This is a genomic window from Chitinimonas sp. BJYL2 (genome assembly GCF_027257935.1).
Classification (GTDB): Bacteria; Pseudomonadota; Gammaproteobacteria; order Burkholderiales; family Chitinimonadaceae; genus Chitinimonas.
The window spans coordinates 135651-150001 of record NZ_JANZKW010000002.1 but is presented as its reverse complement, the minus strand read 5'-3'; the positions used below and the strand labels follow the sequence as shown (position 1 = coordinate 150001).

The window sequence follows — 14351 nt, the reverse complement described above, 5'->3', positions numbered from 1 at the left end:
TCCGGCGAGTTGTCCGGCTTACCTTGAGAACACGGGTTCAGTCAGCCAGAATGCGGGCACAACAAGGAGATCAAGCGATGTCGATCAGCTCGCAATTCAGTCAAGCGCTAGACTGGTTCATTCCCGACAATATCCGTCAGAACCCGATGGATTACAGCCGTGCCCGTAACATCATCGGCGCCACGCTGCTGGCAGCCTGTTTCGTACCTATTTTCTCGATCAACTATTTCAAGCTCGGTCATACCGCGATGGGGGGCGGCATCCTCACGGCCGGTGTGCTGACCTTGCTGGCGGCATTTGCCATGAAAATCACGGGAGCCCTGGCCCTGGTTCGTGAATATGCAATTGCGGTGTTCCTCGGCATGGTGGTGTGGATGTGTTACGTCAACGGAGGAATCGAGTCTTCCTCTGCGCCCTGGTTCCTGCTCGTACCCATTGCGGCGATATTCATCGGCGGCACGCGCAGTGGCGCGGTGTGGACCTTCCTCTCATTGATGTTCATCGTCCTGTTCTACCTTGCGCACAAGCAGGGCTGGGCCATACCCAAAAGCCCGCTCGGGCCGGAGCTCCACCCACAGCTTCAGTTCCGCTCGCTATTGGGGCTGACCATCGTGATCTACGCTTTGGCCCTGGTGTTCGAACTGGGCAAGGTCAAGAGCTTTGCCCGCACCGAGGCAGCACGGCTGGAGGCAGAAAACGAGCACGCGGCCATGGAAAGCCTGCTGGTCGAAGTGAAGTCCGCTGTTGCACGCGCATCCAGCGAATCTACGCAGATCAATACCCAGAGTGACCAGATCAGCCGCACCATGGTGCATCAGGCCGGCGAGACCGAGCAGATGGCCAGGCTGGTGGAAGAGATTGCCGGTCTCACCATCCAGAATGCCCAGCAATCAAGCCAGGCAGCACAGGAGGCAGATCGCGCGGGCCAGCAGGCCAGTGAAGGGGGCCGGGCCATGGACAGCACCCTGAGCAACCTCACTCGCGCAGTGGACTCGGTCGAGAACGCGACCAGCAAGATTGATGAATTGGGTCGCCGTAGTGACGAAATAGGCAGCATCGTCCAGGTAATCCGCGAGATCGCTGATCAGACCAATCTGCTCGCACTCAATGCCGCGATTGAAGCCGCGCGGGCCGGCGAACAAGGCCGTGGATTTGCCGTGGTGGCCGATGAAGTACGCAAACTGGCAGAGCGCACCAGCAGTGCCACGCGCGAAATCGAGGAAAAGATCGGCCTGATTCTTGCCGGAACCCGGGAAGCCATGACAGCCATGCAAGCAGGCAGCGAGCGCATGAGCGATATCAGCCAGAGCGCCGCCGAAGCAGGCGAACACCTTAACGAGATCATTGCCGGCACGCAGCGGCTGACCCAGCTGACCAACACGGTTGCGCGCAACGAGGCGCGCCAGTCTGAACAGTTTCAGGCCATTGCCACCGACATTGCAGAACTGAGGGCCGATATGGCAAGTGCCAGTGATGCCACGCAGTCGATTGCACAAGCCGTTAGCAATCTTGATCAGACCATGCGTGGCCTTGATCAGTCGGTACGCGGTCGCTAGGCAACCAAGACCATGCAGTTTGCGATCCTCGGTAACGCCGGCTCAGGCAAGTCTACCTTGGCCAACTGGTTGGCAGCGACGGCTAACGTCTCTGCGCTTGACCTTGATTCGGTTGCTTGGGAGCCGGACCAGCCCGCGGTTGCGCGACCGAACGCACTGGCCGAAGCCGACGTATCGACGTTCTGCGCCACGCACACCGGCTGGGTGGTAGAGGGCTGCTACGGTAACCTGATCGAAGCTGCGCTAGCCTTCCAGCCGCTGCTCGTCTTCCTCAACCCAGGGCTGGCGCGTTGCACCGTCCATTGCCAGAACCGTTCCTGGGAGCCGCATAAGTACCCATCCAAGCAAGAGCAGGATGCAAACCTGCCGTTTCTGCTGTCATGGGTAGCCGAGTACTACACGCGAGACGGATCAATGTCCTTGGCCGCCCATAAAGCAATCTTTGATAAGTACGCAGGCCCCAAGGTGGAACTTCAGCACGCCCCTCAGCTGGATCCACCCGAGGCCACCGTGTTGGCTTGGCTGCGCTGAGGCACGGCCCTTTGTTTGGCCCTCAAACGGCAATGAAAAAGCCCCGTCAAATGCGGGGCTTTTGTTATGGCACTCGCTGACCTTACAGTTTGGCTGCGTGCTCGCGCGTCTCGTGGAACACGATCTTGGGCCAGCGTTCCTGCGTGAGTTGCAGGTTGACGCGGTTGGGGGCGAGATAGGTCAGGTTGTCCGACGCATCGCGCGACAGGTTCATCACCAGCGCGTTCTCGAAGTCCTCAAGCATGCGACTGTCGTCACAGCTCACCCAGCGGGCTGTGTTGATGGCGCAGTTCTCAAACACGGCATCCACGCCGTATTCGTTTTCGAGCCGGCTCTTCACGACTTCAAACTGCAGCACACCCACGGCGCCCAGAATCGTATCGCCGCCATGCAGCGGCTTGAACACCTGTACCGCACCTTCTTCACCCAACTGCTGCAAGCCTTTTTGCAGCTGCTTGAGCTTCATCGGGTTCTTGATGCGGACCGAGCGGAACAGTTCGGGGGCAAAGTAGGGGATACCCGTAAAGGCGAGCTTTTCGCCTTCGGAAAAGCTGTCGCCGATCTGGATGTTGCCATGGTTGGGCACACCGATGATGTCGCCGGCGTAAGCCTCTTCCACCTGCTCTCGGCTCGATGCCATGAAAGTCACCACCGAGTTGGCAGCCACATCACGCTCAAGGCGCAGATGCTTCATTTTCATGCCGCGTTCGAACTTGCCCGAGCACACGCGCAGGAAGGCAATGCGGTCGCGGTGCTTGGGGTCCATGTTCGCCTGGATCTTGAACACGAAGCCCGAGAACTTTTCTTCATCGGGCGCAACGCTACGCACCGTGGCATCGCGCAGCTGCGGGCCGGGGGCCCAGTCCACCAGCGCATTCAGAATCTCGCGCACACCGAAATTGTTGATGGCGGAACCAAAGAACACCGGCGTCTGCTTACCGGCGAGGAAATCTTCGAGCGAGAAGGGGTGCGAGGCACCGCGCACCAGTTCCAGCTCCATGCGCGTGTTGCCGATTTCCAGCGGGAACAGCTCGTCCAGGCGCGGGTTATCGATGCCGTCGATGATTTCGACTTCGTCGATGTCTTTGTCCTCACCCGGCGAGAACAGCAGGATCTGGTCGTTGAGGATGTGGTACACGCCGCGGAAAGTCTTGCCCATCCCGATCGGCCAGGTGATGGGCGCGCACTGGATGTTGAGCACGTTCTCGACTTCGTCGAGCAGCTCCAGGTTGTCGCGCACTTCACGGTCGTACTTGTTCATGAAGGTGACGATGGGCGTATTGCGCAGGCGGCAAACATTCAGCAGCTTGATCGTCTGCGCCTCCACGCCCTTGGCGGCGTCGATCACCATCAATGCGCTATCCACCGCGGTAAGCACGCGGTAGGTATCTTCCGAGAAGTCCTGGTGGCCCGGGGTATCGAGCAGGTTGATCACATGGTCGCGGTAATCGAACTGCATCACCGACGAAGCCACCGAGATGCCGCGCTGCTTTTCAATTTCCATCCAGTCCGAGGTCGCAAACTTGCCCGACTTCTTGCCCTTGACGGTACCGGCCATCTGGATCGCGCCCGAAAAGAACAGCAGCTTTTCGGTCAGCGTGGTTTTACCAGCGTCCGGGTGGGAGATGATGCCGAAGGTGCGCCGACGGGCGACTTCGCTTGCAATGGGCGACATGACGGAACCGCTTGATTCTGCTGGGAAAGGGGGCGGATTCTAGAGGGTTTGGGCGGCGAAGTCGATTTCGCCGGGCGGGCAGCGATCAGCGATGAGTCGGCAAAACACCCAGACGAGCCTGTTCCAGCGTGGCTCGCCGTGCACTATCCCCCGTGTAGCCTAGCGCTCGGGTGGCGATCTGGTCGGCCTCGGCTTGCCGGCCGTGGCGGGCCAGCACGGCAATCAGCGCGGCGGCGTTGCTGATATAGATTCGCCAAGGATGAACGTCGTCGAGACCTGCTGAAGACATGGCCTGCAGCATACGCTGGTGGGATGACTCTATATCCAGATAGTCCGCCATGCCGCGTGCGGTTTCTGCGGCGAGCGCATCATCGCCGCTTTGCACCAGGGCATGCCGGACTTTGGCGGCCGCACGCAGCGCCATATCCCGATGGCTTGCGTACAAAGCCACATATAGGTCGCGCGTTTGCTGGTGAAGCTTGCGTGCCTCGAAGAGTGCTACCGCATCATGGAAACTCTGTGGCAGATCCTTGCCTGCTCTGGCCCGCTCAGCCGCCTCAGCGGCCGCCGCATCCAGTGCAGCCGAGGCCGGAGGATAGACTTTGGACAAAGCCACCCAGTCTTGCATGGCGAAAGACACCCTGACGCCGCCCAAGGCCGGCTGAAGGCGATGCGCATGTGCAAAGAACCACTGGTGCTTGACCAGTGCATCTTCATAACGACCCGCCAATCTATCCGTACGCGCCTCCTCAAACACGCGCTGCGGCTCCACCCCCGCAGACGGCACCCAGGCCGCATTGGCAGGCAACAAGAAGCAACAGATCAGCAGGTGGTGCAGTTTCATGGCGGCATCCCGATTGGGGTGGGTGCGATGGACGATAGGCCAGCACGCGTTTGCAGCGCGCCCGACCTACCGGATTCCCTTTGCAACCCGTGCTTTCTAGCACACCACCAAGACAGTCTGCATCGCAGGAATACCTGCCGTAAGCCGCGATCCCGGCAACAGGCCGTTCAACTCATCCACATACCCGCCAACAGCGACACAATCGCCAGGCCACTGATCATCACGTTGGCTTTGCGGTAGCGCTCATCCAGCAGCACGGCCCGAAAGGGCTGAGCACCGGTGAATGGAATTACATTGATGAAGGCCGAAATACCGAACAGCAAAAATCCCAGCGCGATCAACCAGGGGGCCAACTGACCTGACCGGATGCCCTCATAGGCATTGAGCGCGCACAAGCTCCATTGAAACAGCAGCCAGGCAAGGCGGGTCTTGAGGTAAGGGATGTTCATCTGCATACGATCCATCAGGCGCCAGCGCGCTTTTGTTCAAGTTGTTCCCAGCGTTCCAGCTTCTCCACCACGATCAGGTCGATCTCGTCGATACGCGCCTGCCAGGCGGCAGCATCGAGTGGCTGGTTGCGGTAAACGTTCGGGTCCAGCAGCCGTTCATTGAGTTCGGCCTGTTCGGCTTCGAGGGCCGAAATCTCGTCGGGCAGTCGTTCCAGCTCACGGGTTTCGTTGAAACTGAGTTTGACGGTGCGCTGCGATTTGGCCGGTTCTGTGGCGGGCGTGGGCGTTGCCGCTTTCAATGCAGCCGGCGCCGGCGCGGTGCTCATGCGGCTACGCGCGACCAGCCAGTCGTCATAACCACCGGGGTTCTCGATCAGTTTGCCGTTGCCTTCAAATGCAATCACCTGGGTGACAACGTTGTCGAGGAAGGTCCGGTCGTGGCTCACCAGGAACACGGTGCCGGTGTAGGCAGCCAGCAGCTCTTCGAGTAGCTCCAGCGTTTCGATATCCAGATCGTTGGTCGGCTCGTCGAGCACCAAGATATTGGCAGGCTGGGTGAACAGGCGTGCCAGCAGCAAGCGGGCACGCTCGCCGCCTGAGAGCGACTTGACCGGGCTGCGGGCGCGGGCGGGGGCGAACAGGAAGTCTTCCAGATAGCTGATCACGTGCTTGCGCTCGTTACCAATCTGCACGTAATCGCTACCGGGGCTGATGACTTCGCAGATGGGCGTGTCTTCAGGCAGGGCAGCACGGAACTGGTCGAAATAGGCGATTTCCTGCTTGCTGCCCTGGCGCACGGTGCCGGTATCGGGCGCCAGCTCGCCGAGTATCAGTTTGAGCAACGTGGTTTTGCCGGCGCCGTTCGGGCCAATCAGGCCGATCTTGTCGCCGCGCAGGATGCGGGTGGTGAAATCACGGATCAGCGTGCGGCCTTCAAAGCCCTTGCTGACGTTTTCCAGTTCGGCGACCAGCTTGCCGCTCTTTTCACCCGAGTCGAGCTGGAACTGGACATTGCCCTGGCGATCACGGCGCGCGGCGCGGTCTCGGCGCAGCTGTTCCAGCCGGCGTACACGACCTTCGTTGCGCGTGCGGCGGGCTTCCACGCCTTTGCGTATCCATACCTCTTCCTGCGCCAGAAACTTGTCGAACTTGCGGTTCTCGACGGCTTCCTGCGCCAGCATGTCGGCCTTGCGGGACTGGTAGGTCGAGAAATTTCCGGGAAAGCTCGTCAGTAAACCGCGATCAAGCTCGATGATGCGGTTGGCCACATTGTCGAGAAAGCGCCGATCATGCGTAATCAGCAGTACGGCGCCCGCGAAGCTGCGGAGCAGACCTTCGAGCCACTCAATCGCTGACAGATCCAGATGGTTGGTCGGCTCATCGAGCAGCAGCAACTCGGGTTCGGAGACCAAGGCACGCGCCAGCGCCACGCGCTTTTTCCAGCCGCCCGAGAGTTCGCCCACTTTACGGTCGGCAGGCAGGTTCAGGTTGGTAAGCGTGCTCGCGACCAGCGAGTCGAGTCGCCAGCCGTCACGTGCTTCCAGATCATGTTGCAGCGTGGTCATCCGCTCCAGCGCAGCGGGATCGTGCTCAGCGGCATGTGCCGCCGCGTGGTAATCGGTAATCAACTGCCGCAACTCACCCAAACCCTCGGCAACGGCCTCGAACACGGTCTGTGCCGGGTCCAGCGGGGGCTCCTGCGGGACATAGGCCACGCGGTCAGGATTACTGATGCGTACCCGCCCGTCATCGAGCTTGATGACTCCGGCAACTGCCTTGAGCAAGGATGATTTGCCAGCACCATTACGGCCGATCAGCCCGACACGCTCGCCGGGTTCCAGGACCAGATCCGCGTGGTCCAGCAAGGGAACATGACCAAATGCGAGGCAGGCGTTTTCTACGATGAGAGCGGGCATGAGCAACAATATCAACAGGGAAGCAGCGATTATACCGATGCATCCGCTCACTCCTATTTGAAGTTGCTGGAAGTTATGCCGATAAATACTTGAAACACAAAGTAGTTCGACAAGATGGCGGGATCGCCGCGGGAGATGGTATGGACGGCACAATAAACAGCCTGCAGGTCAACCTGGATACGAGCACCAGGCAACTGAAGGCCCAATTCACGCCGGGCGCCGAGGTCAGCCCACCCGATGCTGGCGCGATAAAGGCTGCGCTGGTCGATGCCGGGCTCGCGGCATGTGCAATCGATGAAGCGGCTGTGAGCAGTTTCGTCAGCCAGTGCGCCAAGGCAGAGGCCACGGTTGAGCTGGTGATTGGTCAGCAGCGCGACGGGACTTTCGATATTTCGGTTTCGCCGAGCCGGCTTTGCGCCTGGCTTACCATCAAGCCGCCACAAGGCGGGGCACCGGTGTCGATAGATCAGATCCGTGCCGCAATCTCCGCACGCAACATTACGCACAACCTGCACGAGGCCGAGCTGGCCGCGGCGGTAGAGGCCCAGCAGTGCAACGATCTGGTCATTGCCGAGGGGGAGGAGCCGGAGTCCGGCATACCCGCGCGGTTTGAAAGCCTGCTGGCCTCATTGCGTGGTGCAGCGGAGACGGAGGATGACGAGGCCATCGTAGATTACCGCGAGTTGGGTTCGCTGATTGTGGTGGATCCCGGTACGCCGCTGATGCGGCGCACCCCGGCGGTTCAGGGTAAGGATGGCGTCGATGTATTTGACCAGCCTATCCGAGCCCAACCCATTCCCGATGAGCCTTTCGACAAAGGCGTCAAAGGCGCGGCCCCAGCCGAGGACGATGCCAACTTGCTTGTCGCCACCATGGCGGGCGCACCGTCGATCAGCGACAAGGGGATCAGCGTGAATCCCTTGGTCGACGTGCAGGATATCGATCTCAGCTCGGGGAATATCAATTTTGACGGGACGGTGCATGTGAACGGCGATATCCGTGCCGGCATGAGCGTGCGTGTTGCGGGTGACGTGATTGTTGAAGGTACGGTAGAGGCCGCCGAGGTCGTAGCTGGCGGGAACATCGTTGTGAAGGGCGGCATCATTGGCAAGGCCGAAGTCGGTGGCAACGCCGCCGAGACCGCACGTATCCAGTGCAATGGCACCGTGCAGGCCAAATTCATGGAGCATGCTGTCGTGGAGGCTGGCAAGGCCATTACCGCCGAAAGCGGTATCCGCCAGTGCGAGCTGACGGCGGGAGAATCCATCATGGTCGGCAAGCCAGGCAGTAATCAGGGCAGCCTGATCGGCGGGCGCGCACGCGCCCACCTCTGGATACGCTCACCGGTGATCGGCTCGCCATCCGGCGCCCCCACCGTGGTACAGGTAGGGGTGAATCCCTTTCTCGCGGCCGAACGCGTCGGATTAGAAAACGAACGCAAACGCAAGCAGGAAGACCAAGCCAAGCTCAAGCAGCTCTTGCATTTCTTTGAACAGAATCCTGCCAAAGCGGTGGGCGGCATGCGCGAGAAGGCCACGCACACGCTGGAGACGAATCAGCTGGAAGTGGCCGATCTGGATGCGCGCATCCACGCGCTGGCAGAGCAGATGGAGGTCAGCGACACGGCCATTATCGAAGCGCCACGTGCCATTCATGGCGGGGTCAATCTGCTGGTCGGCACCAAGATGCTCCAGGTGGTGGAGGATCGCTCCGGTGCCAAGGTCAGGCTGGTGGATGGTCAGATCGTGCTGGGTTGAGGTGTAGGGCACGGGCACGCCTTGGCGATTCGTCGCGACCTTCAACTCCCGGTCTATGGCTGCGCGTTGGCCAGCCAGACCTTAAACGCGCAGGGTTTCCAGCAGGTCTGCCTCCAGCCTGACAAGCGTCTTGGATTCCGCCAGACAAACGCCAGATATGGTGAAGGTATCTTCCGCTCTTTCGCCCAGGGTCATGATCTTGGCAGAATGAATGGTGACTTCGTGGCGTGACAGCACGCGTGCAATGCGCGACAGCAAACCGGGGCGATCACCTGCCACCAGCGACAGAATATGAAGTTTCTGCTTGTCGTCCGGGCGGATAAGTACCTGTGGCGGCAAGGGAAAATGCTTGAGCACCCGGCTTAATCGTCCACTCAGTGGCGGCGGAAGCGGTTCGTTGCGCACGATCATCTGGGTCAGCTCGTACTCCACAAAACCGACCAGATCACGGTATTCCGCCGTGGTTCGCTCCGACATCTGCACGAAGAAAGTATCCAGCGCCCGACCTCGCAGGGTGGTGTAGATGCGTGCATCAAAAATGCTGTAGCCGTTGCGCTCGAAAAAGGTGCAGATGCGGGCGAAAAGATCGGGCTGATCGTGGCAATACACCATGACCTGCAAGCCCTCGTCGCCCTCGGCGGGCCGTGCACGCACAATCACCTCGTCCGACTCGAAACGTCCCCACAGCACCTTGCCGTGCCAGGCGATCTCTGGCGCATCATGGCGCAGGAAATAAACGGGATCGAGGGTTTTCCAGAACGCAAGGTGCGCATCATCGCGCAAACCCCAGCGGCGCATCTGACTCTGGGCTTCATCGCGGCGGGTATCAAGCGCATCCACCGTGTTGAGCGTTTCACCCGCCAGATAGCGCCTTGTGGCGCGGAACAGGTCTTCGAGCAGCTTGGCTTTCCAGCCATTCCAGACCTTGGGGCTGGTGCCGCGGATATCTGCCACGGTCAGCAGGTACAGCGCATTGAGATGACGCTCGTCACGCACGATCTGGGCAAAGGCTTCCACCACTTCCGGGTCGTAAACATCCTGCTTCTGCGCGACGCTCGACATCGTGAGGTGGTGCTCGACCAGCCAGGCCACCAGATCCGTATCTGCCTTGGGGAGGTCATGGTCCACGCAGAACTCGCGCGCGTCCACCTTGCCCAGCTGAGAATGATCGCCCCCACGGCCCTTGCCGATATCGTGGAACAGCGCGGCCAGATACAACACCTCGGGGCGCTCGAACTGTTCGATCAGCTGTGAGCACAGCGGGTATTCGTGGTTGAAGGCCGGTGTGGCAAAGCGCCGCAGATTGCGCAGCACCATGAGGATGTGTTCATCCACGGTGTAAACGTGGAAAAGATCGTGCTGCATGCGGCCGACAATCTTGCCAAAGGCCGGGATATACCGACCCAGCACCCCGTACTGGTTCATCCGCCGCATGACCCGGGTTGTTCCCCAAGGTTGGCGGATGATGTCCATGAACAGCGCCTTGTTGACGGGGTCTCGCCGGAACGCGGCGTTGATGCGAGGGCGGGCGTGCCAGAGTGCTCTCAAGGTATCGACCCCGATCGCCGTGAGCTGCGGATTCTGCTGCATGACCAGAAACGCTTCGAGAATGGCGGAGGGCGTAGTCTCGAACACATCCGGATTGGCAATCTCCAGCAAATGCCCCCGTGCATTGAAGCGCGGATTGATGGGCGTGATTTCCAAAGCGGCCTTGCCATGCAGGATGCGCCGGATGGCTTGCAGGAGCAGGGGCTGCAACTGCGCGACGATCCGGGCAGAGAGGTAGTACACCGCCATCAACTGCTCGCTGGCTCGGGCGGCATCGGTATCGACGTAACCAAATCGCTTAGCGAGCGCGTTCTGGTAATCGAACAGGATCCGGTCTTCGCGACGGCCGGCCGTCAGGTGCAAGGCGATGCGAAAGGAGAACAGCATGGTTTCCGCGCGCTTGAGTTTGCGCATTTCTTGACCGGTCAGCAGACCGGCCTTCTTGAGGCCTTCCCAGTCACAAGGCAGATTGACCGCTCGTGCCAGCCACAGGACCATGTGCAGGTCACGCAGGCCGCCCGGCGCCTCCTTTACATTGGGCTCCAGCTTGTTGATCGACCCCTGGAATCGCTCGTGTCGCTGTTGTTGTTCGAGCAGCTTGGCCTCAAAGAAGGCACGCGGGTCCAGTGTGCTGCTCACCGCCTGTTGCATCTGCTTGTACGCCGACTCACTGCCCGCGATCAGCCGGGTTTCCAGCAGCGTGGTCTGCACCGTGATGTCTTTGCGTGCCTCTTCCAGACACTCGGTCTGGGTTCGCACGCTGTGTCCGACCTCCAGGCCCAGATCCCATAGCAAGCCGATAAAGCCCTCAATCTTGACCAGCTCGTTCTCCTGCGCCTCATCCGACAGCAGGATCAGCAAGTCGATATCGGAAGCAGGGAACAACTGGCCGCGACCATAGCCACCCACTGCCACGAGTGCCGTAGCCGGGTCTGCCGCAAGCTCACCCCAACGCGCTGCGAGAAATGCGTCCACAAGCGCCGCATCCGCGGCGATCAGCTCACCCGCCTTTTCAGGATCGTGGTAATCCGCGTATAGCGCGGCACGGTCGGCTTTCAGTTGCTTGCGCAGGGCGGGAATCGAGTGGGGAGCATTCATGGCAGGGAGGGAGGCAGGCAGCGGATTGAGCGCTATCTTCCCCGCTTTGGCCGGGAGAGGAAAGCCTGTCAGCCTTGATGACTCAGGCTGACCAAGGCCAGGCCGTCTGGCGTGGCGAACTGCGCATCCATCACGAAGCCCGCTTGCTGGTAGAGCGCCAAGGCGGGCAGATTGGCTGCTGCGGTGGTAACCCGGCAGGGCTTGCCTTGGGCCGCGGCTACGGCGGCGCGTACCAACGCGCGTCCAATGCCACGCTGTTGGGCTGCAGGGTGCACAACGAGCCGGCAGATATCGAGATAGGTATCCGTAATGACAAAGCCAACGGCGCCCAACAGCGCGCCCTCAGGGCACCAACCCAACACGATTTCACCACAGTCCATCAGCTCAGACAGGGTTTGATGCAAAGGCGGAAGCGCCGGGTAAGCGATCAGCTCCGCCTCCTGCTGATAGGCCAGCCTTTGCAGCGACAGCAAGGCCATCGCCTGCAAGGCATCGGCAAGGTCGATGTCAACCAGCATGGCGGCTTGGGGTATCCATGAAAAACGCCGGGCGAACCCGGCGTATCGAATCAAGCAGCCAGTGCCGCTGGCTTGATATCCGGTTTGGCCGGTGAATCGGCCGACACGGTCAGCACTTCGTAGCCCGTCTCTGTCACCAATACCGTGTGTTCCCACTGTGCAGACAGCGAGCGATCCTTGGTGACGATGGTCCAGCCGTCGGGCATGGAGCGGATGTCCTTCTTGCCGGCGTTGATCATCGGCTCGATGGTGAAGATCATCCCGGCCTTCAGTTCGATCCCCGTCCCGGGTTTGCCGTAGTGGAGTACTTGTGGGTCTTCATGGAACTGCTTGCCGATGCCATGACCGCAGAATTCGCGCACTACTGAATAACCGGCCGCCTCAGCATGCCGCTGGATCGCAGCACCGATATCACCCAGTCGCGCACCCGGTTTGACCAGGTCGATACCGATCCACATGCATTCATAGGTCACCTGCGCCAGACGCTTGGCATGCGGCGCCACTTCGCCCACACAGAACATCCGGCTGGTATCGCCGTGATAACCGTCCTTGATGACCGTGATGTCCAGATTCACCACATCGCCATTCTTGAGCGGCTTGTCGTTCGGGATACCGTGGCACACCACCTGATTGACCGAGGTACAGATCGAAGCAGGGAAGGGGGTATAGCCGGGCGGGCAATAGTTCAGCGGCGCAGGCACCGTGCCTTGCACCTTGGTCATCAGCTCATGACACAGGCGATTGAGTTCGAGCGTGGTCACGCCGGGTTTCACAAAGGGCGTGATGTAATCGAGCACTTCGCTGGCCAGACGGCCCGCAACGCGCATTTTTTCGATATCTTCTGGAGTCTTGATGACGATGGGCATGGCTGTACACAGGGTTCACTAGGCCGCAAGGATACCGCTGCAAGCCCTGTTACGGCAATTTGCGCTTGTTTATCAGACTGATTTAAAAGAACTTTCAAGTCCGGAAAGGACACCAGGGAGACACGCAACATGCAGCTGACCACCCCTCGCAATCTTGCCGTAGTTGGCCTGATCGGCCTTGTGATACATCTTGCGGCACGCGCTATCGGCCCGCATGAGCTGGAGTTCATCAGCAAGCTGATACCCGTCAGCTGCATGATGCTCTGGATCAGCCACCAAGCCGGCCGCTATGCAAAGCTGATACTGGTGGGGCTGGGGCTCTCTTTGCTCGGCGATGCCCTGCTGGCATGGTCTCCCAGCCAGTTCATCGGCGGGCTTGTGGCGTTTCTGTGCGCCCATGTCTGTTATGTGATGGCGTTTGTGCAGGCCAATCGCAAGGCGCGCATTGTTCGCTTGCTACCCATTCTCCTGTGGCTGGGCGCCATATTTGCCGTGTTGTATCCCACGCTGGGCGTGATGGCCGCACCCGTGGCTGCCTATGTGCTGGTGATCGGCGCCATGCTCTGGCGAGCCATAGCACTGGTGGAGCAACCAGCCGAGCGCTGGCAGCTTGCTGCGGCAGCCGGTGCCTTGCTGTTCGGCATATCGGATAGCGTTCTGGCAATCAACAAGTTTCACACCGAATTTGCCGCCGCGGGCTATATCGTGATGCTGACCTACTGGGCAGGCCAGTGGGGCATTGCACGCTCGGTTTTCCGCGAGCAGGCCGGCAACTGAACGGGTTCTGATCTAGCGCAAACTTGGAGCAATACCGGTCTGATCCAGCGCAATATTGCGTCGCAGCAATCTCCGTAAGCTGACCTCGGGCTGCACCACACGGGTGCAGCAAGTTTACGGAGAACTGCATCATGCAAGCCAAGACACTTGTCACGCTCATCTGCGCCCTGATGGGCACCACCGCCGTTGCCGCCCAAGGTGATCTGCTGGTGCGTGGCCGCCTCGTTCAGGTAGCGCCAAGCGTCAGCAATACCGGCACGCTGGCCGCGCTGAACGTGGATGTGGACAAGCAAACCGTGCCTGAGCTCGATTTCACCTACATGCTGAGCGATCAGCTGGGTGCCGAGCTGATCCTGGGCACGGCACGCCATAAAGTCACGGCCAATGGCGCCAGCCTGGGCAAAGTCAGCCATCTGCCGCCTACGCTCACGCTGCAGTATCACTTTGCACCTAACGCGGATATCCGCCCTTATGCCGGCGTGGGCGTGAACTACACGCGTTTTTACAATGCCGACTTGAAAGCGGGAGCTGCTGATCTGGCTGTGGACAAGAACAGCTTCGGGGGCAGCCTGCAACTGGGTGCTGACTTCGCGATCAATCAGGATTGGTACGTCAACGTCGATGTGAAGAAGATCTACATAAAGACCGACGTCAGCGTCGCAGGTGGCGCGAAGCTGGGTACCCTGAAGGTCAACCCCGTGGTCTGGGGCGTGGGTGTAGGCACGAAGTTCTAAGAAGGCAGTCTCTGGCGCTCGCAAGCCGGGCGCCACATTCTGTGAATTGCCGATCAGCGCATGATTGGAATGATGGGAGTAG

At 60.2% G+C, this 14351-nt stretch carries 12 protein-coding genes; 5 read left to right on the top strand and 7 right to left on the bottom strand.

The annotated features are described in order from the left end of the window. Positions 1-77 precede the first annotated feature (77 nt). Entirely contained in the window at positions 78-1556 is a 1479-nt protein-coding gene (locus O9X62_RS06370) for a methyl-accepting chemotaxis protein (RefSeq protein ID WP_269531960.1), read from the top strand. A 12-nt stretch (positions 1557-1568) separates the two neighbouring features. After that, positions 1569-2087: a hypothetical protein gene (locus tag O9X62_RS06365; protein WP_269531959.1), complete on the top strand. Its 519-nt coding sequence runs from the start codon at positions 1569-1571 to the stop codon at positions 2085-2087. Between the two features lie 82 nt (positions 2088-2169). On the opposite strand, the gene O9X62_RS06360 is transcribed toward O9X62_RS06365, so the two are convergent. The 4 genes from O9X62_RS06360 to O9X62_RS06345 form a co-directional block, all read right to left on the bottom strand. Continuing rightward, positions 2170-3762, bottom strand: a complete 1593-nt coding sequence (locus O9X62_RS06360; protein WP_269531958.1) for a peptide chain release factor 3 — start codon at positions 3760-3762, stop codon at positions 2170-2172. Positions 3763-3847: 85 nt separating this feature from the next. Further along, positions 3848-4606, bottom strand: coding sequence for a hypothetical protein (locus O9X62_RS06355; protein ID WP_269531957.1), 759 nt, complete (start codon positions 4604-4606; stop codon positions 3848-3850). 167 nt (positions 4607-4773) lie between these two features. Next, positions 4774-5055: a hypothetical protein gene (locus O9X62_RS06350; protein WP_269531956.1), complete on the bottom strand. Its 282-nt coding sequence runs from the start codon at positions 5053-5055 to the stop codon at positions 4774-4776. 14 nt (positions 5056-5069) lie between these two features. After that, on the bottom strand, positions 5070-6971 hold the full coding sequence (locus O9X62_RS06345) for an ATP-binding cassette domain-containing protein (RefSeq protein WP_269531955.1): 1902 nt from the start codon (positions 6969-6971) through the stop codon (positions 5070-5072). A gap of 140 nt (positions 6972-7111) precedes the next feature. Here O9X62_RS06345 and O9X62_RS06340 point away from each other — a divergent pair, with 140 nt between their 5' ends. Further along, positions 7112-8728, top strand: a complete 1617-nt coding sequence (locus O9X62_RS06340; RefSeq protein WP_269531954.1) for a DUF342 domain-containing protein — start codon at positions 7112-7114, stop codon at positions 8726-8728. An 81-nt stretch (positions 8729-8809) separates the two neighbouring features. Here O9X62_RS06340 and O9X62_RS06335 read toward each other — a convergent pair whose 3' ends face one another. From O9X62_RS06335 to map, 3 genes are all read right to left on the bottom strand, one after another. After that, the gene (locus O9X62_RS06335) at positions 8810-11374 is read right to left on the bottom strand and encodes a [protein-PII] uridylyltransferase (protein ID WP_269531953.1); all 2565 of its coding nucleotides are present in this window, start codon (positions 11372-11374) and stop codon (positions 8810-8812) included. Between the two features lie 68 nt (positions 11375-11442). After that, the gene (locus tag O9X62_RS06330; RefSeq protein ID WP_269531952.1) at positions 11443-11892 is read right to left on the bottom strand and encodes a GNAT family N-acetyltransferase; all 450 of its coding nucleotides are present in this window, start codon (positions 11890-11892) and stop codon (positions 11443-11445) included. Between the two features lie 50 nt (positions 11893-11942). Continuing rightward, entirely contained in the window at positions 11943-12758 is an 816-nt protein-coding gene (gene map / locus O9X62_RS06325) for a type I methionyl aminopeptidase (RefSeq protein WP_269531951.1), read from the bottom strand. 129 nt (positions 12759-12887) lie between these two features. Between map and O9X62_RS06320 the strand changes: the two genes are divergently transcribed. Both O9X62_RS06320 and O9X62_RS06315 read left to right on the top strand, forming a co-directional pair. Next, the gene (locus O9X62_RS06320; RefSeq protein ID WP_269531950.1) at positions 12888-13535 is read left to right on the top strand and encodes a lysoplasmalogenase; all 648 of its coding nucleotides are present in this window, start codon (positions 12888-12890) and stop codon (positions 13533-13535) included. Between the two features lie 131 nt (positions 13536-13666). Further along, positions 13667-14269, top strand: a complete 603-nt coding sequence (locus tag O9X62_RS06315) for an OmpW family protein (RefSeq protein WP_269531949.1) — start codon at positions 13667-13669, stop codon at positions 14267-14269. Positions 14270-14351: the final 82 nt, after the last annotated feature.

Excerpts from the sequence above, each read along its gene's own strand:
- O9X62_RS06320 (WP_269531950.1), top strand. The coding sequence starts at position 12,888 with ATGCAGCTGACCACCCCTCGCAATCTTGCCGTAGTTGGCCTGATCGGC.
- O9X62_RS06345 (WP_269531955.1), bottom strand. The coding sequence starts at position 6,971 with ATGCCCGCTCTCATCGTAGAAAACGCCTGCCTCGCATTTGGTCATGTT.
- O9X62_RS06360 (WP_269531958.1), bottom strand. The coding sequence starts at position 3,762 with ATGTCGCCCATTGCAAGCGAAGTCGCCCGTCGGCGCACCTTCGGCATC.
- O9X62_RS06315 (WP_269531949.1), top strand. The coding sequence starts at position 13,667 with ATGCAAGCCAAGACACTTGTCACGCTCATCTGCGCCCTGATGGGCACC.
- O9X62_RS06330 (WP_269531952.1), bottom strand. The coding sequence starts at position 11,892 with ATGCTGGTTGACATCGACCTTGCCGATGCCTTGCAGGCGATGGCCTTG.
- O9X62_RS06365 (WP_269531959.1), top strand. The coding sequence starts at position 1,569 with ATGCAGTTTGCGATCCTCGGTAACGCCGGCTCAGGCAAGTCTACCTTG.
- O9X62_RS06350 (WP_269531956.1), bottom strand. The coding sequence starts at position 5,055 with ATGAACATCCCTTACCTCAAGACCCGCCTTGCCTGGCTGCTGTTTCAA.
- O9X62_RS06370 (WP_269531960.1), top strand. The coding sequence starts at position 78 with ATGTCGATCAGCTCGCAATTCAGTCAAGCGCTAGACTGGTTCATTCCC.
- O9X62_RS06355 (WP_269531957.1), bottom strand. The coding sequence starts at position 4,606 with ATGAAACTGCACCACCTGCTGATCTGTTGCTTCTTGTTGCCTGCCAAT.
- O9X62_RS06340 (WP_269531954.1), top strand. The coding sequence starts at position 7,112 with ATGGACGGCACAATAAACAGCCTGCAGGTCAACCTGGATACGAGCACC.
- O9X62_RS06335 (WP_269531953.1), bottom strand. The coding sequence starts at position 11,374 with ATGAATGCTCCCCACTCGATTCCCGCCCTGCGCAAGCAACTGAAAGCC.
- map (WP_269531951.1), bottom strand. The coding sequence starts at position 12,758 with ATGCCCATCGTCATCAAGACTCCAGAAGATATCGAAAAAATGCGCGTT.